We start from the raw sequence: 26,410 nt of genomic DNA, 5'->3' as shown, positions 1-26,410 counted from the left end.
TTGCCCAGGCCTTGCCATGCCCTTTGTACAGCTTGGCCTGCGGCTTCGCACCTCGTGTGCATTGCAAGTGTTCGATTTGCCGGGTGGGGTAAGTGGGTCTAAAGCCCCTTCGCATCTACTTTTATTTCATAGCAGCCAGCGCTCATTTAACCAAGGTTTCCGAACATTTTCATTTTGAAACCTTTGTTTCAAAAGCGCAGCCAGCTCTCTTTTTTGCAAAACACCAGGAGCCCGACATGCTGAGTTTTGACGACGAAATCACCACCACCGACACCGCTGCCGCACCTGCACCTAGCGGCGCACATCTGCGCGTGAATGCCGCAGACAAACGCATCATCAACGGCAAGACCGACGTCAACCAGCTCGTGCCCTTCAAGTACAAATGGGCCTGGGAAAAGTACCTTGCTACTTGCGCCAACCACTGGATGCCGCAAGAAGTGAATATGACGCGCGATATTGCACTGTGGAAAGACCCCAACGGCCTGACAGAAGATGAGCGCCGCATCGTCAAACGCAACCTGGGCTTTTTCACCACGGCAGATTCGTTGGCGGCCAACAACATTGTTCTAGGGACTTACCGCCATATCACCGCACCAGAGTGCCGCCAGTTCATGCTGCGTCAAGCGTTTGAAGAAGCCATCCATACACACGCCTACCAGTACATCGTGGAGTCGATCGGCTTGGATGAAGGCGAGATCTTCAACGCCTACAACGAGATCAAATCCATCCGCGACAAAGATGAGTTCTTGATCCCGTTTATTGAGTCGATCATGGACCCGCACTTTCACACGGGCACGCCTGAAGATGACCAGACACTGCTGAAATCGCTGATCGTTTTTGCCTGCCTGATGGAGGGCCTTTTCTTCTACGTGGGCTTCACGCAAATCTTGGCACTGGGTCGCCAAAACAAGATGGTGGGCGCTGCCGAGCAGTACCAGTACATCCTGCGGGACGAGTCCATGCACTGCAATTTCGGCATCGATCTGATCAACCAGTTGAAGCTGGAAAATCCGCACCTGTGGACACCTGAATTCAAGGAAGAAATCAACGCCCTATTCCGCCAGGCAGTGGACCTGGAATACGCATACGCCGAGGACACCATGCCGCGTGGCGTACTGGGTATGAATGCATCCATGTTCAAGGGCTACCTGCGCTACATCGCCAATCGACGCGCCACACAAATTGGCCTGGAAGAGCTCTTTCCTGGCGAAGAAAATCCGTTCCCATGGATGAGCGAGATGATCGATTTGAAGAAGGAACGTAACTTCTTTGAGACACGTGTGATCGAATACCAATCCGGTGGTGCACTTTCTTGGGATTAAGTCTCGATAAAGCCTCGCAAACTCTTGCAATGGAATTCATAATGCGCCCCATGCCATCACAAATTATTTCTACAGGTGATGGCATGGGGCGTTTGTTTGTCCATGCGTCGAACCACTCCACGTCGCTATGGCTTGAGATCGCTCTTGGAGTCCGATCGCTCAAACGCTGTGTGCAAATTGATGAAGGAGAAAACGATGGCAACTGCAAAGAAAGCGGCTGATAAAAAAGCCACCCCCGTAACTAAATCCGAAGCACCTAAGAAGGTTGTGACTGCCAAGGCTGCTGCGCCTAAGAAGGCTGTTGCTGCCAAGGCCGCTGCACCTAAGAAGGCTGTTGCTGCCAAGGCCGCTGCGCCTAAGAAGGCTGTTGCTGCCAAGGCCGCTGCACCTAAGAAGGCTGTTGCTGCCAAGGCTGCTGCTCCTAAGAAGGCTGTGGCTGCCAAGGCCGCTGCACCTAAGAAGGCTGTTGCTGCCAAGGCTGCTGCTCCTAAGAAGGCTGTTGCTGCCAAGGCCGCTGCACCTAAGAAGGCTGTTGCTGCCAAGGCCGCTGCACCTAAGAAGGCTGTTGCTGCCAAGGCTGCTGCTCCTAAGAAGGCTGTTGCTGCCAAGGCCGCTGCACCTAAGAAGGCTGTTGCTGCCAAGGCTGCTGCTCCTAAGAAGGCTGTTGCTGCTCCTGCCAAGAAGGCTGCTGCTGCTCCTGCCAAGAAGGCCGCTGCTGCTCCTGCCAAGAAGGCCGCTGCTGCTCCTGCCAAGAAGGCCGCTGCTGCTCCTGCCAAGAAGGCCGCTGCTGCTCCTGCCAAGAAGGCCGCTGCTGCTCCTGCCAAGAAGGCCGCCGCTGCTCCTGCCAAGAAGGCCGCCGCTGCTCCTGCCAAGAAGGCTGCTGCTGCTCCTGCCAAGAAGGCCGCTGCTCCTGCCAAGAAGGCTGCTGCTGCTCCTGCCAAGAAGGCCGCTGCTCCTGCCAAGAAGGCTGCTGCTGCTCCTGCCAAGAAGGCTGCTGCTCCTGCTGCAGAAACCACGGCACCTGTGGCCAAGACTGTTTTGGCACCGCAAGCTGCATGGCCCTTCCCTACAGGCAACAAGCCATAAGCCTTGCGCAAGGCTGCGCCATAAAAAAACCGGCCCTCTTGAGAGCCGGTTTTTTTTAGGGCCGCTGCTGCGGCACAGGTTTGTCCCAGGGCCAGTCATCACGCAAGGCCATTGCATCCACGTAGACCGCATCTTGCTTGCGCACCCACAAGCCGACCGGGCTTTGTTTGAGCACGTCCAGTTGCGCACTCTCCCAGCGCATTGGTGCAATGATTTGCTGCGCCGTTTGCACAGGTGCACCTTCCTCTGAACCTGGCACTGCCACATCTGTCCACTGCACCCCTTGCTGCGCATCCCAGCCCTGCAGTACCGGCATATAAGCGCGCAGCTCCAGCGTCCAGAGCTCATGCTTGTGCGGTCGCAACCAATGCAGCTTCCAATGGTGTGCCTCGTCATTTTGGCCACGGGCCAGCCACTCCAGCACCAGCCAGCCATCACCCGCATGGTGCGGGCAAATACTCGGCCCAACGCCGCACAGCACAGCACCTGACTGTGTCACCAGCACGCCTTCGCAGCGCGGTGCCTTGGGGTTCCAGTAGTTATTCATGCTGTTGTGAAGCCCGCCCCACCACCACAGACCATCATGCGATGGTGCATGGCGCCACACATAGTCGCCGTCAGCGCATGGGTGCTGAATTTGCTGCACCTCCCGCCAGCGTGGCTTCAACTGCCAAACACCTTGTGCATTCACTGCAACATCCCGCCACTCATAGGCAGGGGTCCAGCCATTTTTGGTCAAGTTGGTTTCATCGGCCACCTGCAAAGGCCAGCGCCACAAGCCCGTGCTGGCCAAGTTGCTGTTGTCAGGCCCGCACCCTACGACCACCAGCAACTGTGCATGCCCGCTCACTACGTGGGGGCGCATGCGCAGCACTGGAAGCGTCATCTCAATGGCATTGAGTTGCTTGCCATCCCACACCCATGGAACAGGCCTGCCACCTTTGAGTGGCGACTCTCCCCAGGGGCACAACAAAGCCCACTGACCATCAACCAGCACATGCTCCAGCTCCCACAGTCCGGGCAACTGATGCTCACCCCACTGCACAGAATAAGCAGCGGTTGCTCCCAGCTCATCCTTGGCCTCATGCACCAGAGTCCACAGCAAAGGCTGGCCTGCAACGGCCTCGCTCTGGGCAACCCAGCGAGAAGGATTGTGCAAGTCGCGACGCCATTGGAATTGGCGCACCGGAATTTTCTTAAGCATGGGTCGTCCATCTGCCCGGTGCTTGGAGACCGCATACAACTCACTCATCACACAGCTGAGGCTACGGCCATCGTGCAGACGCTCCAGCTCTGGTGTGTCCATTTCCATGCGTTGCAGCAGCTCAACATCATCCCAGCTCAAAGCGGGCAAAGCTGTAGAAGCATCTTCAGGGGAGTACAGCGCTACCGACCAGGGCTTGCGGTCTTCTGGCAGCCATGTTGACCATTGCTGGCCACCAAAAGTCAGGCTCCAGACACCCAGTCGCACACTCGGTTTGCGTGAAGTGTCGTTGGAGGGGTAGCCATAGCAGGCAAATGCCTGCCCATCTGGACGCCACACAAACGGACTTTTTCCATCAACGATCCAGGAGTGCGCCTCACCATTGAGCTGCAATTGCCAGTGTGGCTCCAGCAGCGGCTCCAGCGGGCGCTCCAGCTCACGCAATGATGCAGGCCAATGGCGCTGCGTTGTCACCTGCACCACCGCATTGTCTTGCTGTGGGATGGAAAAAGGGGCCGCTTGCGCTTCTTCTGGGACACAGTCTGCAGGAACCCACAAGTCACACACACCAGCCAGAGGCTGTGCCTTTTGGTTCACATTTTTTGCCAGCCATGCATCAAAAGCCACATCGCTGAGCGCGTTGTGCGCTTCTGCGGCCACACCATTACCGCCCTGGCTTTCCCCGTTCCAGCGAGGCAGTCGCCAATGCAAATCGTCGACCAGACCTGCCTCGGCCACGCTGAGTAGCCAGGATCGTCGCGTTTTTCTGTCAAGCAGGCGAGGAATGGAATCACCGTAAGAGCCTGTCCGAATCCAGCGACCATCAAACGAGGTGTGGAAATCTGACTCCCATACATGCGGCAAATACACCCCATCACTGCACAGCACATCGCCAAAGATAGGCCCCCCCATGCCGCGTTCACCCTGCATGCGAAATTTCACATCGCTATTAATGCTGGGTGAAACCTCAGGCTCCGGCGCTGGCACCACTGCCGCAGTAGCAGTTGCCAAAGAGCGCGCTTTCGATGCTGGAGGTACGATCCGTTTTTTTGGACGATAGCTTCTTATGCCCCACAGCAGCAGCACGATGATCGCCAAAACAATGAACAAGACTTGCATACCTGCATGCTAACCATGCTGCTGGCTTTCACATGCTTAGTTGTTGTACAAATGGTCATAAAAAAAGCAGCTTGTATGCTGCTTTTTTCTTTTCACGCTCTACGACGAGAGATTGAAGAAAGATACGGAGCGCTGTAAACGCTGTGCATTGGTATGCAGTGATTGGGCGGAACCCGTGGACTGCTCAGACATGGCTGCATTCTGTTGTGTCATCGTATCCAGGGATGCCACAGCCTCATTGACGAGGGAAATCCCTTGCGATTGTTCGCGCGTAGCCAGGCTGATTTGCTGCACCAAGCTGCTTACTCGCTCTACGGCCTGCACCATGCCATCAATGGTTTTTCCAGCCGCCTGCATCCGGGCATTGCCTTCATCAATGCCGTCTACCGTATTGTTAATCAACCCCCCGATTTCTTTGGCGGCCGTTGCGCTGCGTTGTGCCAGCGCCCGTACTTCTGCAGCTACCACGGCAAAGCCACGGCCTTGCTCGCCGGCGCGGGCCGCTTCTACCGCCGCATTCAAGGCCAGCAAGTTGGTCTGAAAGGCAATGCTTTCAATCACGCCAATGATTTCGCGCATGCGGGTTGAAGACTGGCGAATGTGCTCCATGGCTTCACCCACCTCCTCAATTGCATGGCCACTGTGGCTGACGATAGCCTTGGTTTGCTGGCTTTCCTGCTCCATTTGCTGGGCTGTTTCCGCCGTCTGCAGCACGGTGCTTGCAATTTCCTCCATGGAGGCTGCCGTTTGCTGCAGGCTTGAAGCCTGAGACTCCGTGCGTCTGGCCAAATCGAGACTGCCATGCGCGATTTCTTTTGACATGACGTTGAAGCCACGCACCTCCGTCAGTACATCGCCTACCACGGCGCGTAAATTGATCTGTATTTGCTGCAAGCGCGCCATCAACGTACCGACTGCGCCCGAATAATTGTGCTGGCAGGATTGCGACAGGTTGCAACTGGCCATCTGCGCCGCCCATGCGTTGGCTTTTTCAATGCCTTGTACGCAACGTGAATTAAAGCGCCACACCACCCAGGCACCGCCCGTCACCAGCGCAGCCAGGCGCGCACCACCAGCCAGCAGCCCCTGCCAGCCCAGTACATCAGGCAGCATGACGACCATCGCCATGATGACCATCATGGCCACCATGCGCGCCAGCAGCCCCATATCGCTGCGCTGTGCCCACAGGCCACGCCAGCCCAGATATCGAACTTCACCAGCTCGCAGACGTATCGTCTCTTGACCCCGCTGCACCTCTTCATTCATGCGGGCATACAGGGTTTGCGCCGTTTGTATTTCTTGCGTGCTGGGCTTTGTCCGCACTGACAAGTAGCCCGTTGGCTTGTCACCATCCATGATGGGGGTGACATTGGCGCGTACCCAATAGTGGTCACCATTTTTTCGGCGATTTTTGACGATGCCCGTCCACGGGTAGCCATGCGCAATCGTGCGCCACATGTCTTTGAATGCTGCCGCTGGCATATCCGGGTGGCGAATCAGATTGTGCGGCTGCCTCATCAACTCTTCGTAGGCATAGCCACTGGCTCGCAAAAATGCGGGGTTGCAATGGGTGATCTCACCTTTGGCATTGGTCACGGAGACCAGCAATTCATCGTTCGGGAAATCGTAATTATTTTGGGTAACGGGGAGGTTGACTCGCACGCATATCTCCAGCTGGCAACCCCTTGAAGCAAGCACACTTCAAGGTAAACCACCCATCATGGCACAGTCAGCTTGCATTTGCTGACAATTAGACTCCCCATGCCTTCTCCAATGCCACTAATTTTTCTAACGGCATCTCTGCCTTGGAGGTACACCTTCTTTGAAGAAGAAGGCCAAAACGGCTTGGCGACGGCCAGCCGGTGCAAATCAGTCAAACAACGGCAACGATAGCGGGTCTCCCTTGCCGGTAGATTTGCGCGGCAGCACTGGCACAGCGCCTTCGGCTTGCTGGGTGCTTGCATCCCAGTGCACCAGACAGCCCACACGCACACCCAGCAAACGAATGCTCTGCTCCAGCGGCACACGCTTGAGGCATTGGCCTGCAACGCGGCGAATCGTGCCTGCATCCTGTGTAAAAGCGTCTACCGTGATCTCGCGTGTCACGCTCTTGAAATTGGCATACCGCAGCTTGATGCCTATCGTTCTCCCCGCATACCCCTTGCGTTGCAGGTCTTGCGCGACGCGTTCGCACAGTCGCGTGAAGATGGCACCCAGTTGCGCCTTGTCGTGGCCTGCGTGCAAGTCGCTGTCAAAGGTGGTCTCGCGGCTCATACTCACGGGCTCACTCTCGGTCACTACAGCACGATCGTCCTGGCCATGGGATGCAGCATGCAGCCAGGCACCGTACGATTTGCCAAAGTGCTGTATCAGCCACGGCAGACTTTTAGCCGCCAGCTCTCCGATGGTGACAATCCCCAGCCCTTGCAGCTTGGCTCCTGCCTTGGGGCCAATGCCATTGATCTTGCGACACGACAACGGCCAGATCTGATGCTCCACATCCTGCGGCATCACGATAGAAATACCTTGGGGCTTGTTGAACTCGCTGGCCATCTTGGCCAGCAATTTATTGGGAGCGACGCCCACAGAGCAAGTCAGCCCGGTCTTTTCAAAAATGCGCTGCTGAATGCTGGCTGCCAGCACACGGCCACCTTCATGCTGGCCATCTGGTACCAGCGTAAAGTCGATATACACCTCATCCACGCCCCGGTCTTCCATGAGTGGGACCATCTCCAAAATAACGTCTTTGAACGTGCGTGAGTACTGCCGATAGCGCACGAAGTCGATAGGCAACAAAATTGCCTGAGGGCACAGTCTCGCCGCCTTCATCATGCCCATGGCAGAGCCCACGCCAAACTGCCGAGCCGGGTAAGTAGCGGTAGTGATCACGCCCCGCCCCACATAGCGGGCCAAGCGCGGAAAAGCCTCTACAGGGATGGCATCCAGCGAGCCCCACTGCGCGATCAACTGCGCCTCATGCTCTGGCGTGTGGCGGCTGCCACCAATGACCACAGGCAACCCCTTGAGCTGCGGATAGCGCAGCAATTCCACCGATGCAAAAAATGCATCCATGTCCAGATGGGCGATACGGCGGGGTAAGTCAGCGGCGGTCACCCCGCTATTGTGAAAGAAGCTTTACAGCCCTTGCAGACAAATCAGCACTAAACCCAGCACCATCAACGCCATCCCCAGCTTTTCGGCAGTATTCAAGTTTTCGCTGAGGATACGGCGTGAGACCAGATAGCTGAACACCACCTCCACCATACCTAAGGTGCGCACCGCCGCAGCACTTTGCATGGCATAGGCAGAAAACCAGGCCAGGGATGCAGCAGCACCCATCGATCCCGCCAGCAGCGACACACGCCATGCACGGAAAATGGGCAAGATGCCCTGCGGCGTCTTGAAGGCCACCCATGCACCCAGAAAAATACTTTGCAGGGTTTGCGCAATCAGTACACCCCAGCCACCGGACAGCCAGGGCGACTGGGCATTGAGCGCCAGTGCAGCGCCCCGGAAACCAATGACTGCCACCGCAAAACACGCTCCGCAAATCAAACCGTAGAGCGCCGATTTGCTGAGCCACGCCTGCAGGGACAACAGTTGTCCTCGTGGTGGCAAGGACAGCAGCAGCACACCCACGGTTGCAATCACCATGGCCGCCAGCGCCAAGGCCGTGGGCAGCTCTTGCAGGAACAGCGCACCAAAAAGCGCCACCTGCAAGATCTCGGTTTTTGACAGCGTCACCGCCACCGCAAAGTTGCGCTCTTTCATCGCCAGCAGCAGGGCCGCTGTCGCGGCCACTTGAAAGAAAGCTCCCAGACTGATCCAGCCAGCGTAAGCCAGGCTGAAATTAGGCATAGCGGGTGCCTGCTCTGGCAGCACATACAGCAGCCACAGAAAAACAGCAGCGAAAGGCAGGCCGTACAGAAAACGTACCAAGGTGGCAGAGAGTGTGCCCAGTTGCTGGGTCAACGAACGCTGAGCAGTATTGCGCACGGTTTGTGCCACCGCTGCAAACAGCGTAACGGGCACCCACAACCAGGCAAATTCTTGAAGAGACAACGGCATAAAACAAAAAAGCAAATAGACCAGCACAACCGCTGTGCGGGCAGCATAGCCAATGCTTAGGGACTGCGCGCCGCACATTGGCGAGGATGGCCGCGCCAGTCAGAGATGTGTGCGCCTAAGCGGATAAAAAATAAAAAAATAGCATCTATCGCAGCAACCACTTGCATTTCAATATCAAAGTATATTGAAATTCCTTATTTACAAGCCTCAAACGCTCCTAAATTAAACAACCAAGATCACAGCCCGCAAGCCACTGGCTTGTGGCGAAGTCAAGCTACATCAACAGGGTCAGGGCCAGCGCCAAAGCACGCCAGGGGAAAACTGCGTACGTATCGGGGTGGTCCTTGTCCATGCAAAAGTGCCAGACAGCCCGGGCTGCCTGGCACTTTTTTTGAAGGATCAGAAGTGTTTTCTTAACGGCGCAACACCACGTCAACCCTGCGCGATGCGGCATTGCTTGCACCAGCATCCGTAGTCTCTGCCGGTTTCTCCAGCACCGCACGATCGGCAGAAACGCCCGCCGCCTCCAGTGCCGCTTTTACTGATTCAGCACGCTGCTTGGACAGCTGCGCATTCCTGGCAGGATCACCCGTCGGGTCGTTAAAGCCAGAGATCACCGCCGTCACATCAGCGTTGGCTTTGAGAAAATCCACCAGAGGCTTGGACTTATCTGCAAAAGCGGGGGCAACATCGGTTTTCCCCGTATCAAAAAACACATGCAAAGCGGGCATGCCGTTGTGCATGTTGTCCATCACCCCCGCACCATCTGGGGCCGCAAGGTCTGCGGACAGCACTGGAGCACTGCCGCTTTCCGGGGCCGGTGTTGCAGGTAATGCAGCCACCGCAGGGGGGGCAGGCTCAACAGGCATGGGCTTGGTTTCAGCCATGGGCGTGACCGGCGCAGGATCTTTGGTTTTGCTGCAATAGCTCACCCCAAAAATCACAATCAGTGCACCCAGCACCCAAGGCCACCACTTTCCAACGCCGGCGCTGCCGGAGGAAACACTGCTTACCGAGCCGCTCGTGGTTGCCGCAGCCCCTTGCGCCAGCAAAGTTTTGCCTTCCTGCACGAAAGGAGAGAACTCTGCGGGAAGTGTGGCGGGGATAGTGCCGTCCGGCGTCATGCGAGCTACAAGCAAAGGCAAAATGCCAGCGACTGCTGCGCTGACTTTGTCGTATGGCAGCCCCAAGAGCGAAGCCGCCTGACCGAGCAGTCCACGGCTGGACCCCATAACCGTTTCAACCTGGGCCGTTGTCGGTATTTCTGGCAGAGCCTTGTTGTCCACCCATGTATTGACCATACCGCCCCACCCGGCCTTGCGAAACTTATCCAGAAAGCCCGCAAGACCGCCTGTGGCCGGATTGCTGATGTAGGCCACCAGCATTTGCACCAGTGAGCGCCCTTGGTCAGCCAAACCCCAACGCGCACTGATCTCACGAATCAAGGTATCCAGCATGTGTTTACTCCTTTGCACTGCGCCACAACATCCATCCAAAGATGGATGGAGACATAGCGCTATTTAGGAGTAAACCCCGCCCTGACCCTGTAGGACGTGCCCGCCCAAGCTTGGCAATTTCTACTCTCTTACAAAGCTATACAAGCAGGCGCAGCCCCCACCCGATTACGCCAGGGCAAACGGCCGGGGATAAGTGCCTGGCAGGAGAATTTCTTGGCCCACACGGTTGATATCGGTATGGCCACAAAAGGCCATGGTGATATCCAACTCTTTTTGAATAATCTGCAGCGCTTTGGTCACGCCTTCCTGGCCAAAAGCGCCCAGCCCATACAGAAAACTGCGGCCAATCAGGGTGCCTTGTGCACCCAGTGCGCGGGCTTTGAGCACATCCTGACCACTGCGGATGCCGCCATCCATCCACACTTCAATGTCTTTGCCAGCCGCCTCCACTATGCTGGGCAGCGCTTCAATGGAAGACGGGGCGCCATCCAGCTGGCGACCACCGTGGTTGCTGACAATCAGCGCATCGGCGCCACTTTGTGCTGCCAGACGGGCATCTTCAGCGTCCATAACGCCTTTGAGAATCAGCTTGCCACCCCAGCGCTTTTTGATCCACTCCACATCGCTCCAGTTCAAAGAAGGATCGAACTGGTCGGCCGTCCATGACGACAGCGAAGACATATCTGCCACGCCATCGACGTGCCCTACGATGTTGCCAAAGCTGCGGCGCTTGGTTCCCAGCATGCCCAGGCACCAGCGGGGTTTGGTGGCTAAATTGATCATGTTCGCCAAAGTGGGCTTGGGCGGCGTGGACAAACCGTTTTTGATGTCCTTGTGGCGCTGTCCCAAAATCTGCAAATCCAGCGTCAGCTGCAGCGCCGAGCAATTCGCGGCCTTGGCCCGATCAATCAGGCGTTCCATGAAACCCTTGTCGCGCATGACGTACAGCTGAAACCAGAAGGGATGGCGATCGGTTTCCTGCGCAATATCTTCCAGCGAGCAAATGCTCATGGTCGACAGCGTGAATGGAATACCAAAAGCCTTGGCCGCTTTCGCAGCGAGGATTTCTCCGTCTGCATGCTGCATGCCCGTTAGCCCGGTGGGTGCAATAGCCACAGGCATGGCAACGTCCTGCCCCACCATGGTGCTGCGTGTGCTGCGGCCTTCCATATTGACCGCTACACGTTGGCGCAACTTGATTTTCTGGAATTCTTCTTCGTTGGCGCGGTACGTACCCTGGGTGTATGAACCCGAGTCGGCATAGTCATAAAACATGCGCGGCACACGGCGCTTGGCAATGATGCGCAGGTCTTCGATACAGGTAATTTTGGACAGATCAGCCACAGTTCAGCCCTCAGTCATTCAGGAACAGCGCATATCGTAGTGCGCGCAGCAGGCCTGCTGCGTGAATGAATTTTGTGGGCGCTTGAAATTTGAAGAGATCGCCGCTGCTTTATGCCCTAGACCACATCCTCGGGCACCTCAGCACACACCAGCAGCGAAGCCTCTGCCTGTGGCTGGTACAGCCGAATTTGGTGGCGCCCGGCTTTTTTTGCGGCGTACATGGCTGCATCGGCGCAATGCAGCAGCGCATCCCACTGCACGGCATGCACCGGATACAGAGCCACGCCACCACTGGCGTGCAGCACGTAATCCCTGCCCTCCCATGTGAAAGGCAGAGCGCACGCCTGCTGAATTTTTTGTGCAATCCCCATGAGATGGGCTTCAGAGGTGAGCGCTGGCAACAGCACCACGAACTCGTCGCCACCGAGGCGGCACACCGTATCACTTTCGCGAACACAGGCCTGCAAAGCCTTGGCAGCATGCACCAGCGCTGCATCACCAGCGTGGTGACCCAGACTGTCATTGATTTGCTTGAATCTATCCAGGTCCAAATACACCACTGCCAGCATGTCGCCCGTGCGCTTGCTTTGCGCAATGGCCTGCAATGCGCGGTCCTGCAGCAGCAGCCGATTGGGCAAGCCCGTGAGTACATCGTGAAAAGCCAGCCGCTGCATGCGCGCTTCGCGTGCTGCAGTAACGGTCACATCTCTCAACACGGCAACGGCACCCAGCACCACCCCATCGGCAGATATGACCGGGCTGGCAGATTCTTCCATCTCCACCCGCTCTCCGTTGAAACGGTGGGTCACTGTCGTACGAGCGCGCTCGATGGCTTGTCCACTTTCCAGCGCCAGCCGCAGTGGAGACGCCTGGACATAGCCCCCAGTGGCATCACGCAAGACATGCATGATCTCCACCGGCTGGTGCCTGGCATCGTCCATGGTCCATCCCGTCAGCTCCTTGGCCACAGGGTTCAGGTACGTAATCCGGCCTTGTGCATCAGTGCAGATCACCGCATCGCTGATGGATTGCAGCGTCAAGCGCATGCGCTCTTTTTCTGTAAAGAGATCCGCTTCCATCGACTCTCTGCGTGCAAGCTCGCGGGTAAACATAATGGCCAAGCCCAGGCAGCTGAGCATCAGCAACAGTGCAAATGCCCCCAATTGCCATGCATTGCGCGCCCAGCCGTGCAACATCGCTTGCGTAGACTGCGCCACGTTCACCAAAAGCGGGTAGTGCCCAACCTTGTTGTGCGTATACAGCCGCTGCACCCCGTCAATCACTGCGGTCCCCACGAAGTTGCCCTGCGGTGTTGCCAGAAAGTGGGCCAGGTTCTGAGAACCCGCAAGGCTTTGCAGGCTCTGCATTTCTTGGTATGGAAAACGCGTAAGCACCAGGCCATCATCGCGGATGACATTCACGCCGCTGTGCTGTCCCAGGTTCATGGTGGAAAGCCATGCGTTGATGTCCTGCATGCGCAGCGTACCCACCACCACGCCTGTTAACAGTCCATATTTACCGCGTACTGCCCGTGCAACGGGCAAGACGTACTCGCCCATCAACAACTCTTTGGTCGGCCGTCCAATAAAAACACCGTGGTGTGAATCGGTACGAAATGCCTGAAAAAAGTCATGCGCCAAGAACTGCTTACCCACACTCTGTACGCCTTGAGCACGGTGAACAATGCGCCCCTGGTTATCCAGCACCAGCAAGTTGCTGTTGTTGATGTCTCGCCACAGGGCATCCAGCAAAGCCTGGTTGGGTGTGGTGTCCTCGCCATTTTCCAGCACCTGTGTCTCACGCAGGGCAATGGCGGTTTTTTGCAGCGACAGATCAACGGCATCCAGCGACCACTCCAGCCCCTTGGCCAGGGTACTGCTGAGGTTGGTATTGGTACGCAGCTGGTAGTCCCAATGCTCCTTGCGCATGGACCACATCGTATGAACGAACAGCGCACCAATCCCCAGCGAGACAATCAACGCCAACCAAGCAATGCGGTGTGAAAAGAAACGATAGATCATGGGCCTAGGCATGTCCGTTTATTGTATGAAGGCCGTCAGCCCATGTTTGGCCATAGATCAAGACCCTCGCTGGGCGGGCTTTACCGCTGCGCCACGCACTTCCAGTGCGGCCTCATCGAGCAGTTGGCCTTTCATATCGCGCAACTGCAGCACATGCCTTCCCGGCCACGGCTGCCACTGCACCTGACGGCCTTGTCCCAGCAGTGTCCCTGCCATGTACCAGCGCACGTCGCTGCGGTTGGCTGTGAGCTGCAGCTTCTGGCGCTGCGGTGGAATATCAGGATCCAATGCCAAGATGGTTCCATGGGTTGGCGACTCAATGCGCGCTTTGGCTGAGACAGCATCGGCGGTTTTGATCGACGCAGGCTCATGGAACTGCGCTTGCTGTGTGCCCGCCATGAACCACTCCAGACGGGCGGGCTCCAGAGTGTGCCCTGGCGTGGTGGCGAGAAAATCTACTTTCTGCTGCACCAGGCCCGGCGCTACAGCCGGAGCACGACTTGGCGTGCGTGCGTTCAGTCCCACCATGATGTCGGCCCAGATAGGGGCTGCCCCGCTGCTGCCGCTGACACTGTGCATGGCTTGACCCGACGCATTGCCCACCCACACACCCACGGTATAGCGCTGTGACCAGCCAACGGCCCAGTTGTCTCGCATGTCTTTGCTGGTTCCCGTCTTGACTGCCGTCCAAAACCGTGTGCCCAGCACGCTATCTAGACCAAACGTGGTGGAGCGCGCCTGTGCGTCCGACAAGATATCTCCCACGATAAAAGCGGCCTGTGGCGAGAGCACTTGAGCAAACTCTGCGCGGCCCTTTGGAGAACGCACACTGGCAGCGACGGCAGAGAAACGCCCACCATTGGCCAGCGCACGGTAAGCGTTGGTCAAATGCAGCAAAGGCACCTCTGCGCTGCCCAGCGCCAGGCTGTAGCCGTAATAGCCTGCGCCCTCACGCAAAGGCATGCCCAGCTGGCGCAGCTGGTGGAAAAATGCATCGGGCGTCACCATGACCAAAGTGCGCACCGCAGGCACATTCAAGGATGCAGCCAATGCCATGCGCACCGACACCCAGCCTTTAAACCTTCGGTCATAGTTTTGCGGGATGTACAGGCCTGACGCCGTCGCGATCTGGGCAGAAGAGTCATTCAGCAATGAGGCTGCCGTCAGCCGCCGCTCATCCAGTGCCTGCGCATACAGGAAAGGCTTGAGCGTGGAGCCAGGCTGCCGCCAGGCCAATACGCCATCGACTTCGCTGGCCTGACTCAGCGTTCCGGAAGACCCCACCCACGCCAGCACTTCACCACTTTCGTTGTCCAGCACCACGGCCGCACCATCCTCAACGTTGCGGCCCTGCAACTCACGCAGGTGGCGCTGCAGGCTTTCAACGGCCAGGCGCTGTACTGGGGCGCTGATGGTTGTCTTGATGCCTTTGGCAGGAATGGCTACATCCGGGTTACGAGCATTCCAGACGCGCTGCGCCCAATGCGGGGCAATCCCTTCACTGGCCGGCCATAAACGCGCGCGCAAGCTTTGCTCCGTGCGCCACTGCACCGCCGTGCAATCTGCGCCCGAGGGCTGCATTTGCGACTGCACCAGTTCTTGCCAGACACCACAGGCCCGCTGCGCCACCACCGAAGCGCTGGCATTGGGCCCACGCACCAAAGCCGCAGCAATTGATGACTCCACCTCATCCAAGCCATGTGCGGCCTTGCCAAACAATGTCCGGCTTAACGCATCAATCCCGACCAGCTCACCACGAAAAGGCAGCAAATTGAGGTAGGCCTCCAAAATCTGGTCTTTTCGCCAGCGGCGCTCCAGCTGTGTCGCCGCCAGCGCCTGCCCCAGTTTTTGCCCTACACCACGGCCGCTGTTGCTGGCGCGCCAGTCTTCATCCAGCAAGCCGGCAAGCTGCATGGTGATCGTGCTGGCACCCCGGGTTTTGCTGTTCCACAGGTTGCCCCATGCAGCAGCAGAAACGGCCCGCCAGTCCACGCCGCTATGGGCGTAAAACCGCTGGTCCTCGCTGACCAGCAATGCCAGGCGCAAAGCAGGAGATACATCACGCAACGCCACCCATTGCCCCCGGCGCACTTGCTTATCGGTGCGCAGGCGCTGCAAGACTTCGCCCTCGCGCGAAAGAATATGTGTCTCTGAGGATGAATAGCTACTGCGAACTTCCTGGTGCGAGGGCAAGGACCAGGCCACCATCGGCAGACAAAAAGCAGTGACCAGTAAGAAGGTGCGCATAACGATGGCTATTCGAAGAATTCGCTCTAATTTAAACGCCAATCACTGCACGCACGGGCTGATGATCTGACGCCTGCGTCTTTTCATCCACCTCCAAGCTGCGCACTTGACTGCGCAAGCTGTCACTGACCCACACGAAATCACAGGCCACTGGTTCAGGGCCAAATTGCCGATCAAACACTTTGAAGGTATCGGGCCGTCGCGCCCCAGGGTGCAGCAAGTTCCACACATCACTCCAGCCAGCGCCCACCATGCGCTCAGGCCAGCCCGCTTGCACGCACTCCATTGCCGTGGCTGGTGATCCCAAGAGGTCATATTCGGCGCTGTGCACTTCAAAATTGAAGTCTCCGCACAGCACGGCATGTGCTGTATGTGGCTTGTTTTGAAAAGGCGAGCCGTCTTGCGCCTGCTGAGGCGGGCACAACGCTTGAGACAGGGCCTGCAGATGCATCTGCCGCAAATGCTGCGTCTGCGCGATACGCTGCCTGCTTGAGTAGTATTCCAGATGGGTCGTCATGACACGCACAGGGCCCAGGTGCGGGTCTTGCACCGTCACGACGGTACACATGCGCGGCATGGTGCGTACTTGCGCCTGCGCAGGGTAAGGCAGTGGGTGGTGCTGCACCTGCAACACAGGCAGGCGCGAGGCGATCAAATTACCGAACTGCTGCATGCCTGCTGCCGTCCATTCATGCACTGCTGCACCAAACAAAAGGGTCCAGCCAGGCAACAAAGACTGCAGCTGTGCCAGCTGGTCTTGAGGGTGCCCATTCAATTGGGGGTAGTTGATGGCAATTTCTTGCAGGCAAAGCACATCGCATTCACCCATTGCTTCAATGGTTTGCACAATACGCTCGGGGCTGACGACTCCGTCCAGGCCACAGCACCACTGTGTATTCCAGGTCACCAAGTGCATACCAAACTCTCTGACTCTCTAAAAGCAGTGTTATACCGACCATGTCCGTGCATTTTGACGGGGCTATCAGGATGACTGCTGCATGGCAGTGGCAGAAGCCCTCGAAAGCTTGTACGAAATTTTGTTAACTTTTTCAGCATCCATGAATCAACCTACCTCTTTTTGTGACCAGGCCTGGCAAAACAACCTCGCTTTATTCAACGCAACACTGGAGCTGCCCTTTAATCAGGCGCTGGCCAACGGCACATTGCCCCGCGAAGTGTTTCAGCATTACATGATTCAAGACGCGCACTATCTGGTTGCTTTTGGCCGCGCCTTGGCGATTGCCGCAGGCAAGGCCGATGATGCACAAGGCTTGGTGCAATTTGCAGCAGCGGCGCAAGAAGCGGTGGTGGCTGAGCGCGAGCTGCACCATGGCTTTATGCACGAATATGCCATCAGCCCTGAGCAGTTCCAGAGCACCCCGCTGTCGCCCGCCTGCCACCATTACTGCCATTTTCTGCAATCCGTGGCGTGGGGCCGCTCATACCCTGTGGCTCTGGCGGCGCTGCTGCCATGTTTTTGGATTTATGCAGAGGTTGGCCGCGACACTCTGGCCAAGGCTGCCCCCCATCACCCTTACCAAAGCTGGATTGACACGTACGCGGGCGAAGATTTCCATGCCCATGTGCGCGCCGTTCGCCACACGGTGGATGCGGTGGCCGCGCAAGCCGATGCCAAGACCATTGCAGACATGCACGCCGCCTACACCGATGCCGCGCGCCTGGAATGGATGTTCTGGGACAGCGCTTACCAGCTGAAAACCTGGCCTTGCTAAACGCAGCAAACACCACCCAGTAAATCTTTGATTGGCCTTGGCAACAAGGGACGAAGCCACAGGCAATACACGCGTGCAGACGTACAGGCGTATGGCAACGCCAGCCAACAACGATCCAGGGTGGTGTTAACGAGCCTAAGCGCCTTCGGCATGCCCCGGCGCACGATTGAGCAGCACTGTGCGCTGGTCTGCACTGACGGACAGATAACGCTCGTAGTTGCGCAATATGTCGGCAATCAGCTCCTCATGGCGCAGATATTGAATGTCATAGCCTTCTCGGCCATCGGCAAAGAAGGTGATGGGCTCCACCACATGCCGGCGCGTGCTTTCCTTTTCATCGGCCACTTCTGACAGCATGAAACCCGGCAGCTTGCGCTTGATGGGACGTACGCCATAGACAAAGTCACGCAGCTCGGGCGTAGGTATCACCAGACGCACAGTGCCCGTCTCTGCACCGGCCTCTTGCTCACTGTAGTCCTGCACCTGTGCCTGTATGCCCTGGCGCTGCATTTCTGCGGCCACATCACGCATGGCAGGCAACACGGTTTTTTGCAAAAACCGTTTCACATCGCTTGCCGTTGGCTGGTGCACGATCTGCTCCAGCCGCTTTCGCCAATGCTGGCCAGTCCAGAAGCTGGTGGCAGGTGACAAGTCTTGCCGTGCGTGCGTGACGTCGGCCTTCATCCCTCGCCACAGGCCTATGCACAGCACCGCCATGATGGCAGCCACTGGCATGGCCGCCACCAGCGTCATCGCCTGCAGGGCCTTCAGGCCGCCAGCTAAAAGCAGCACGACAGCCGTCACACCAAGCACTGCAGCCCAAAACAGACGCTGCCACACCGGCGAGCGGGGGTCGCCGCGCGAAGCAATCGCATCGACCACGTAGGCACCCGAGTCGGCCGAGGTCACAAAGAACAAGGCAATCAATACGATCGCCAGCCATGACACTGCCTTGGCCAGTGGCAGGTATTCAAAGAAACGGAACAGCAACGCGTCCACATTGCCTGCAGATTGCGCCAAAGCGCCTTGGGCCACATGGGTGTCAATCCAGATTGCGCCATTGCCAAAGGCCGTCATCCACAGCAGGTTGAAAGCGGTAGGTATCAGCAGCACACCCACAATGAATTCACGCACCGTGCGCCCGCGCGATATGCGGGCAATGAACATGCCCACAAATGGTGACCATGAAATCCACCACGCCCAGTAAAGAATGGTCCAGCCACCAAACCAGGCCGGATCTTGTGCCGGCTGGTATGCAAACGTGCGCAACGACAGGCTCACCAGACCAGACAGGTAGTTACCCACGTTCTCACTGAACGCCTGCAGCAAGAAAACCGTGGGGCCAAAGAACAGCACAAAGCCCAGCAAAACGAACGTGAGGATGAGGTTCACCTCTGACAGGCGGCGCACGCCTTTGTCCAGACCTGATGCGGCAGAAAGCCCCGCCAGACTGACGACCACCACAATCAAGCCCACGCGGAATGTATCTGTGCTGGTATCCCAGCCCGTAACAATGTTCAGGCCCGCTGCCAATTGCAAAGCGCCATAGCCCAGCGTGGTGGCCAGACCGGCAATCGTGCCAACCAGTGCAAAGGTGTCTACGCCATGCCCGATGGGCCCATTGATGCGCTGCTGCAGCAAGGGGTACAGGCCCGAACGCATGGTCAGCGGCAGGTTGTAGCGAAAACCAAAATACGCCAGCACCAGCCCCATCACGCCATAGATGGCCCACGCATGCAGACCCCAGTGAAAGAACGTAGAGGTCAGCGCCTCGCGTGCGGCCTCTGGTGTACCCGCAAGCTGCGTGGGCGGGCTGAGGTAATGCTGCAGTGGCTCGCCCACACCAAAGTACATCAGGCCAATACCCATGCCAGCGGCAAAGAGCATGGCCGTCCATGACAGAAAACTGAACTCCGGTTTGGCATCGTCAGGCCCCAGGCGGATATCGCCATAGCGGCTGCAAGCCAGCAAGATCAGGAACACCAGAAACATCGTGACGATGACGGTGTAAAACCAGTCAAAGTGACCCACCACCCATGACTGCGCGCTGGAAAAAATCCGGTCCGCCAGATCCGGGAAAGCGCCACACAACACCAGCAGTGCACCCAGCACTAGCAGAGCAGGTACCACCACAGGTGCGGAGAAAGTCGTTTTAGGCGCCGCGGCTGCGCCAGATTCATTTACTGGATGGGCCATGATCTTCGTTCTGTGGAGTTTGTGTTTCAGCGCGAGTATGCAGAGCATCGCCCGCCCCGGGCGTCAGACAAAACACGCAGCCTGCTGACTTTTAATATAAAAATAGCATTCAGCGCTTACCCAACATCGGTTTCAGATAGATAACTATCTTAAATCGTTGCACAGCAAGCGCTGATAGCTACTATTTTAAAAACTATTGCGGATGCACGGGTGTGCTCGCTTCTTTACCCACCACCGTCGCCCACGGCTGAACGGTGTGGCTGCGCACCAGCCCATGCACGACATAGGGATCTGCCTGCACAAACTGCTCGACCGTGTGGGCGCTGTCGCAGCTAAAAACCAGCACGGCGCTGCTGGGGGGATCACCCGCCGCCCCACCCAGCAACAGCTCACCACGCGCCTGTGCAGCCCATGCATGGCGCAAGTGTTCATTGCGAAACAGGTTACGCCGCACCAGGTAATCGTCGGTGTATTGGTAAGTCAGCAAATAGTGCATAAGGTCTTTCTGGCCCAAGGTTGAGCGACGGATTGTCTATTTCATGGCGCTGCAAGGCAGGTCACGCAATAGACAAACACGCCGCTCAGGGCTGCGCCACCTTCCAGCGTGCGTTGGGCAGCTCGCCAAACATCTCTGGTGCATACAGCGCTTCAGCCCGTGTGGGTGGCAGGGCAAAGTCACCGGCATTGTTCAAACGCACGGTGTATTCCACCACCGACACACCCTTGGGCAGGTAGTCCCAATACACCCGGTAGCTGTCCTGGCCACGCTCCACAAATGCAGGCCACGCGCCTTCGCTCGCTTGGCCTTGACCTTGCTGCGCAACTTCAGAGTCACGCCCCAGACCACTGCCCAAGATGGTGGCACCTGCGGGAATGGGATCGCTCAGCGCCACCCATGTCATGTCGGCGCTGGCATTGACCTCCAGGCGCACGCGCACCACATCACCACGCCGCCAGTTCTGGGCATTGGCCCCTTGCACAGCGCTGACCGTCTTTTTCAGCACATAGCCGGCATTCATAGGCTGGGTGCGTGGCACAGCGGCAATGGATTGCAAAGCCACCCACGGTTTGCCGGTGCCACGGTGCTGCACGCTCAGCTGCCCCATGCGGCGTTCGCCCCAAGGCAGGAACATGGTGCGGTCTGGCAAATTTTCCACCGATGCAGCGCTGCCCGCAGGCAAGGCTGCGGTGACGGCTGCTGGCGCAGGCGGCACATTCCAGTGCACGGTTTGCGTGGCAGTACCCAGCAGCGCCGTGGTGTTGCCGGTGACTTCTTCGCGCTCAAAGCGCTGCGAAAACTCACGCAGCGCCAAGCCCGCCCACGTATTGGCCGTGGTTGTTCCCCACGAACCCAGTTTCTGGCGCGCCAGCAACCCCGTGACCAGACGAACGCGCTCCGCATCCCAGGCACTGTCACCCATGGTGGTCAGCAGCAAGCGCGCCACGTTCACATCAGCGCTTTGCATCAGCCACCACCACTGGTCCTGCGCATCGGTGCTAAAGCCCACTTGAGAGCCTTGATAGGACAGGCGTGTTTTCAGCACTTGCTGCGCCTCTTCCATGCGCTGGTCATGCGCAGGCACTTGCGGCATTTGCTGCAAGATGCTGAGCCAGTCAATCACTGCATGCGTTGGCCAGTCTTGCGGGGCCAGGCTGATGCTTTGCAGCATGGCCGGGCGTGCCTTGCCGCTGCGTGCCAAGGCCGCAATGGCAGCGAGCTTGCGTACATCCAGATCCTTGCGCGGGCTCCAGTGCTGGCGTTCGATGCGGCCTTCGACAAAGGCGATCAAACCAGACTCCATTCGGGCCTTTTCAGACGCTGGCAATTGCAGGCGCTTGTCTACCGATTGCAGGCTGTGGTTCACCGCCAGCAGATGCGCAGTCAGGCTGTCACTGCCTTGCGCACGGCGACCGTCTTGCGGCGGGAAATACATGGCCAGACCATCGTCGTCCAGGTACGTGGGCAACTGCGCCATCGTGCGCTGCCACAGTTGCACGTCGTTCAGTCCAATGGCTTTGCCTACGGTTTGTTCCAGGCATGCATACGGGTAAGCCGCCCACCAGTCTCGCAGACCGGGTGCGCCGTTCTCGCTGTCTGCCAGCTTGTCGCTGAACGTCAGGCGCAGTCCGCCTTTTCCGGGAATCGCGTTCTCAGGCCAGCTCAAGGCCTGCTCCCAGTGGCTCTCAATTTGCTGCACCGTGGCCTGTTGCACAGCCAGCGGCACTGCGGGCAACAAGCGCTGGCTCACGGCCAACTCGTCTTGGGCACCCGTCTTGGTGTCCTGGGCATGTATCTGCCAATGCCATTGACCTTGCGCCGCCTGCATCAAGCTGGCGGGCACGGTCACGTCCCAGGTCACTTCACGCGCTTCCTGTGCCGGTACTTGCACAGTCTGCGCGGCCAGTTCTGCGCCCGATACCTTGGGCTGCAACTTGACCTGCATGGGCTGATCGGTAGTGTTACGCACTGTGAGCATGGCGCGGAACTTGTCGCCCTCGCGCACCACGGGTGGCAAGCCACTGATCAGTTGCAAATCCTGGCTGGTGCGGATGTCCACACTGCCTGTGCCAAAGCGCTGCACACCGTCATCGGCCACTGCCACGATGGTAAAGCTGGTCAATGCATCGTTGAGCGGCACCTCCAGTACCGCCTGGCCCTGGGCATCGAGCTGCAGCTTGGGTTGCCAAAGCAGCAAGGTATCCAGCAGCTCGCGCGTGGGTGCACCCTGGCCACCGCCGCCGCCCGGCGCAGCTGCTTTGCGCCCGTAATGGCGCCGTCCCACCACTTCCATCTGGGCCGTGGCGGTATCTACCGCCCAGCTGCGGCGCTGCCACATGGCGGCGCGCAAATCCCAGCTTGCGTTGGCAGACAGCTCCAGCAAAGCCTTGTCCACTGCCGCCACAGCCACTTCAGCATGTGCGGCAGGTTTGCCGTTTTGCAGCGTTGCGCGGATGGTGATTCTGGCTTTGTCTCGAATCTGGTAGCTGGATTTGTCAGCCTGCACCGCCACGTTCAGTTGCTGCGATCGGTCTTGCACTTGCAGCTCTGCAACACCCAGGCGGAATGCGGGCTTGCTCAAGTCCACCATGGCTGTCGGGGCGACATATTCCTTGCCGCCGTACCAAAACGAATTCCACCACTGGCGAGGCGCTTTGTAGCCCCATGTGAAAAAGCTGTACCAGGGCACTTCGTACAAACGGCCACGCAGGGCCAGTACGCTGACATAGACATTCGGCCCCCAGCCTGCTTGCACAGGCAGCTCAATGGTTGGGTCTTTGCCCTCCAGCTGCACCACCTGGGTGTGCAGCACGCCTTCGCGCTCCACGCTGACCAGGGCAGTCGCCTCGCGAAAGGGCATGCGCACTTGCAGCTTGGCCGTCTCACCCGGTGCGTAGCTGGTCTTTTCCGCCAGGACATCCATGCGGTCGTGGTCCTGTCCACCAAACCACAGCTCACCTTGTCCTGTCACCCAGACAGTGTCTGCCGCACGCGCCGTGTGGCCCTGCTTGTCTTGGGCAGAAGCAATCAGCTCGACCTCGCCCGCCTCTACGACCTGCACTTCACAGAGCAGCAAGCCGCGTGCATCACTTTTACCGCTGCAAACTTCTCCCAGATCTTTGCTGTTGCGCTGGTTGTCATAACTGTAGAAACCACCCACCAAGCGCTTGCGTGTGGTGGTGGTGGTGTGCTGCACGGCTTGCACCTTCAGCGGGACACCCGCCTGCGGATTGCCCTGTGCATCTACAGCCACCGCCTGCAGGCGCATCTTGCGTCCGACAGACATCCAGCCTTCCGTACGGATCCCTGCCAGCACAGCTGCAGGCCACAGCGTTTGCGTACTGCGCAAACTTTGAATTTCACCGTTGGGATCTGCAAAGCTGGCCTCCAGCACCAGACTCTGTGGCGCAGTGACCGGTGGCAGTGCGGGCAGCTTGACCTGGCCCTGACCTTGTTTATCCAAAGTTAGTTTCAGCTTGTCGGCCACCAAACGCGATCCATCACTGCTGACATCCTCGCTCTCGCGATCTGCCTGCTCTTGCGTGCGTGGCGCGCTAAAGTTGTAGCCTCTCCAGCGCTCAAAATTAACGCTGTAATCACGCAGCAAAGCGCTGACCTGAACATCCTGCCCACTGGCAGCACCGCCGTTGATGAAGTTCAAACTCACGGCCACAGGCAGTTCTTTGGGCTGTACCAGTGCGCCCTTATCTACCGGCTGCACACTGCCCTGAAAGACCGGCAGCCTGAATGCCTCGACACGGAACTGTCCAGACTCCATCACACGCTGCCCGCCTTGTGCAGAAGCAGCCCAGCGCAGCTCAACGGTGTACATACCCAGCTTTGCAGCTTCAGGCACTGCAAAACTACTGGTTGCATTGCGGCCCCCATTTTGGGTCGCAGCCCACTGCAGCGCTTGCTTGTATTGCTGCCCGCTGCCTACGTGGGTGATGACCTGCTCTACCGGCCAATCCTGGGGCAATGCCAAGCCCTGCACGGTTTGCGTGCGCACAAAGTGCTTCATCGACACCGTCTCGCCAGCCCGCACCAGGTTGCGATCGAAAACGGTGTGTGCTACACGCTCAGGTTGATTGCCCCATGCGGTGGGCACATTAAATCGCCAAGGCTCGATGCCGCGCTGCCAGTCACTCCAGACAAATGCCGTGTCCTCCACGCCTTTTTCGCTGTAGCGGGCACTGACAAACCACTGGCCGCTGCCTTCGTGCATATCGCAGCGTGGTGCATCTTTGCCCAAGTCGGGAAGCTGCAGCAAACCCTGCGCATCGGTCTGGCCCGAGTGGTGTGGCCTGCCACGGCAGTCAGAAACCTGCACTTTGGCACCGGCAACTGGCAGCCCCTTGTCCAGCGAGGTCACCCAGACTGCAGAGCCTTCGCGCCCCAGCTTCAGGTGAACCGCCAAATTAGTGACCAGAGCAGATGTACGAACAAACATGCTGCGCGGAGCACCCAAACGCTCATCGAGCAAAGCCGCGCCCAAAAGAGGCGACTCCACTTCCAGCACATGAAAACCGGGTTGCGGCAAAGGAATGCCGACCACTTCAAACGGACGGGGGTCCCCGTCCTTGGACTTGGGCAAGCTCAATGACTGCACGCCCTGCTGCCCTTGCAGCAAAGACACCGTGCGAGTGGCCAGAGAGTGGCTGTCGTTTTCATCCACAGGGTTGGGCAAGCGTGTCTTCAATTCACGCTGCGCCTGTTTGCGGTTGACCCAGCCGCGGTCATAACGCTGCACCAGATCCCACCAGCGAATGATGTCGGCGTCGTTGACCAGCCGCAAATTTCGCACCTGTGCACCAGCGCCACTGGCACGCACATCCATGGCTTCTACTTTGCGCACAGTCACGGGCAGCACAGCCGTGCCCTCATCACCTTCGGCAAAACGCTCCAGCACGCCAAAAGGAGATGCGCCAAACTTCACCAGTGGCGGGGTGTCGCCCATGACCAACGAGAGAGGGAAAGAGCTGGCATTCACCAAAGCCCGCCCCGCGTCATCCTGGAACTTCTCTGGCAACACCAACTGGTACTTGCCCAAGGGTTCAAACGGTGCAGCAAAGCGTAGTTCGCTGAACGTGTCCTTGGACTCTTTATCCAAAGTTGGCTGTATTTTCTTTCCGTTGAACAGCAGGTGCACTTGCTTGACCTGCGCCTCAGCCACCGGTGCAGAAAAAGACACCACAACGTCACGAATCGGCAGACACCCTGCATTGGCCCGTTCGCGCTGGCACTGCAGCTGTGCCGTGAATGCTTCACGGACATTGAAGTCCAAGGTCTTGGTGTTTTTATTGGCCACGCCATTGGCCATCTGCACGCCAGCGCCATAGACCAACTGCATGCTGCTGCCAGCAGTCAGGCGGCGATTGCACTCCAGCGCCGCATAGTGGCCTTTGCCAGAAAGCTCGAGAGCTTGGGTAATTTTTCGCGTTGCTGCATCGTCCAGCACACGTACAGGAATGCGTTCTCCCACATCCTGGCTGCGGCAGTACACATGCTGCTGCAGGCTCTGCGGTGTCGCCGCGCCATTGAGCTGCAGCACAAAGGTCTGCGCCTCATCCACTGCTTCATAGGTGCTGGGCCAGGTCTGAATGATCGAGGGGCCAGCCACTTCAAACTGATAGCTTGCAGCACCTGCCAGGGCTTCACCCGTGGGCGACTTGAAAGCTTTATCTATCTGCACATTGCAACGTGTTCCAGCGGGCGGGCTTTGTTCAAACTGCCACACCCACTCGCGTGCATCGTTCCATCGGCCCGTACCTTTGCCGGCTTGTTCTGGCAGACACTGCACACGCACCGGATCTGGCGCCTGGGCATTGCCAAAGCGCACAGCATCCGCTGCGGTTTGCACCACCACCTGGCGCACATCACTCACGCTCCCTTTGGGCGTGACTTGGGTAATAGATACCGCATGGGCCGCTCCAGACAGCAATGCCCCCGCGGCCATGAGCCCCCACAACACATTCAAGCGCATCTGCAGCCCCTAATCATTTTTTGTATTGATATGAATATCGCCAAGCCTAGCACTGACAGCACGCATCGTTTCATCAGACATTGGCGCTTTTTTCAGGCAATAAAAAAGCCGCGGCGCAATGGCCTGCGGCT

General features: G+C 58.1%; 16 protein-coding genes. 4 read left to right on the top strand and 12 right to left on the bottom strand.

Annotated features, from left to right (window positions below; genetic code table 11):
• Nucleotides 1-236 precede the first annotated feature (236 nt).
• The 3 genes from IB213_RS02630 to IB213_RS02620 are packed head-to-tail and all read left to right on the top strand — an operon-like array spanning nucleotide 237 to nucleotide 2,408.
• Nucleotides 237-1,322, top strand: coding sequence for a ribonucleotide-diphosphate reductase subunit beta (locus tag IB213_RS02630; RefSeq protein ID WP_191723317.1), 1,086 nt, complete (start codon nucleotides 237-239; stop codon nucleotides 1,320-1,322).
• Nucleotides 1,313-1,543: a hypothetical protein gene (locus IB213_RS02625; protein ID WP_192405304.1), complete on the top strand. Its 231-nt coding sequence runs from the start codon at nucleotides 1,313-1,315 to the stop codon at nucleotides 1,541-1,543. Before IB213_RS02630 ends, IB213_RS02625 begins: the two co-directional genes overlap by 10 nt.
• The gene (locus tag IB213_RS02620; protein ID WP_225560927.1) at nucleotides 1,518-2,408 is read left to right on the top strand and encodes a hypothetical protein; all 891 of its coding nucleotides are present in this window, start codon (nucleotides 1,518-1,520) and stop codon (nucleotides 2,406-2,408) included. The genes IB213_RS02625 and IB213_RS02620 overlap by 26 nt, the downstream gene beginning before the upstream one ends.
• A 55-nt stretch (nucleotides 2,409-2,463) precedes the next feature.
• Here the strand turns inward: IB213_RS02620 and IB213_RS02615 are convergent, their stop codons facing one another.
• From IB213_RS02615 to IB213_RS02575, 9 genes are all read right to left on the bottom strand, one after another.
• On the bottom strand, nucleotides 2,464-4,623 hold the full coding sequence (locus IB213_RS02615) for a hypothetical protein (protein ID WP_192405303.1): 2,160 nt from the start codon (nucleotides 4,621-4,623) through the stop codon (nucleotides 2,464-2,466).
• A 207-nt stretch (nucleotides 4,624-4,830) separates the two neighbouring features.
• A complete protein-coding gene (locus tag IB213_RS02610; protein WP_192405302.1) occupies nucleotides 4,831-6,393 on the bottom strand; it encodes a PAS domain-containing methyl-accepting chemotaxis protein in 1,563 nt (520 codons plus the stop codon).
• A 207-nt stretch (nucleotides 6,394-6,600) separates the two neighbouring features.
• Nucleotides 6,601-7,803, bottom strand: a complete 1,203-nt coding sequence (gene dinB / locus IB213_RS02605) for a DNA polymerase IV (protein WP_192405617.1) — start codon at nucleotides 7,801-7,803, stop codon at nucleotides 6,601-6,603.
• A gap of 63 nt (nucleotides 7,804-7,866) precedes the next feature.
• A complete protein-coding gene (locus tag IB213_RS02600; RefSeq protein WP_192405301.1) occupies nucleotides 7,867-8,799 on the bottom strand; it encodes a DMT family transporter in 933 nt (310 codons plus the stop codon).
• A 413-nt stretch (nucleotides 8,800-9,212) separates the two neighbouring features.
• Nucleotides 9,213-10,256 (bottom strand): YidB family protein, encoded by a 1,044-nt coding sequence (locus tag IB213_RS02595; RefSeq protein ID WP_192405300.1) that lies wholly within the window; start codon nucleotides 10,254-10,256, stop codon nucleotides 9,213-9,215.
• Nucleotides 10,257-10,421: 165 nt separating this feature from the next.
• Complete coding sequence (locus IB213_RS02590; RefSeq protein ID WP_192405299.1) at nucleotides 10,422-11,600, bottom strand: alpha-hydroxy acid oxidase; 1,179 nt, start codon at nucleotides 11,598-11,600, stop codon at nucleotides 10,422-10,424.
• A gap of 116 nt (nucleotides 11,601-11,716) precedes the next feature.
• On the bottom strand, nucleotides 11,717-13,621 hold the full coding sequence (locus tag IB213_RS02585; protein ID WP_192405298.1) for a diguanylate cyclase domain-containing protein: 1,905 nt from the start codon (nucleotides 13,619-13,621) through the stop codon (nucleotides 11,717-11,719).
• A 57-nt stretch (nucleotides 13,622-13,678) separates the two neighbouring features.
• Nucleotides 13,679-15,868: a penicillin-binding protein 1C gene (gene pbpC / locus IB213_RS02580; RefSeq protein ID WP_192405297.1), complete on the bottom strand. Its 2,190-nt coding sequence runs from the start codon at nucleotides 15,866-15,868 to the stop codon at nucleotides 13,679-13,681.
• A 31-nt stretch (nucleotides 15,869-15,899) separates the two neighbouring features.
• Nucleotides 15,900-16,784 (bottom strand): endonuclease/exonuclease/phosphatase family protein, encoded by an 885-nt coding sequence (locus IB213_RS02575; protein WP_192405296.1) that lies wholly within the window; start codon nucleotides 16,782-16,784, stop codon nucleotides 15,900-15,902.
• Nucleotides 16,785-16,926: 142 nt separating this feature from the next.
• Between IB213_RS02575 and tenA the strand changes: the two genes are divergently transcribed.
• Complete coding sequence (gene tenA / locus IB213_RS02570) at nucleotides 16,927-17,601, top strand: thiaminase II (RefSeq protein WP_191723307.1); 675 nt, start codon at nucleotides 16,927-16,929, stop codon at nucleotides 17,599-17,601.
• 135 nt (nucleotides 17,602-17,736) lie between these two features.
• On the opposite strand, the gene IB213_RS02565 is transcribed toward tenA, so the two are convergent.
• The 3 genes from IB213_RS02565 to IB213_RS02555 all read right to left on the bottom strand — a co-directional run bounded on the left by IB213_RS02565 (nucleotide 17,737) and on the right by IB213_RS02555 (nucleotide 26,279).
• The gene (locus tag IB213_RS02565) at nucleotides 17,737-19,797 is read right to left on the bottom strand and encodes a BCCT family transporter (RefSeq protein WP_191723306.1); all 2,061 of its coding nucleotides are present in this window, start codon (nucleotides 19,795-19,797) and stop codon (nucleotides 17,737-17,739) included.
• Between the two features lie 193 nt (nucleotides 19,798-19,990).
• On the bottom strand, nucleotides 19,991-20,293 hold the full coding sequence (locus tag IB213_RS02560) for a YciI-like protein (protein WP_191723305.1): 303 nt from the start codon (nucleotides 20,291-20,293) through the stop codon (nucleotides 19,991-19,993).
• 85 nt (nucleotides 20,294-20,378) lie between these two features.
• Nucleotides 20,379-26,279, bottom strand: coding sequence for an alpha-2-macroglobulin (locus tag IB213_RS02555; RefSeq protein WP_192405295.1), 5,901 nt, complete (start codon nucleotides 26,277-26,279; stop codon nucleotides 20,379-20,381).
• Nucleotides 26,280-26,410: the final 131 nt, after the last annotated feature.

The sequence above is a fragment of the Comamonas sp. CMM02 genome (genome assembly GCF_014851485.1).
Taxonomy (GTDB): Bacteria; Pseudomonadota; Gammaproteobacteria; order Burkholderiales; family Burkholderiaceae_C; genus Comamonas; species Comamonas avium.
Note: the sequence above shows the minus strand (reverse complement) of the source record. Positions and strands in the feature narration are given on the sequence as shown.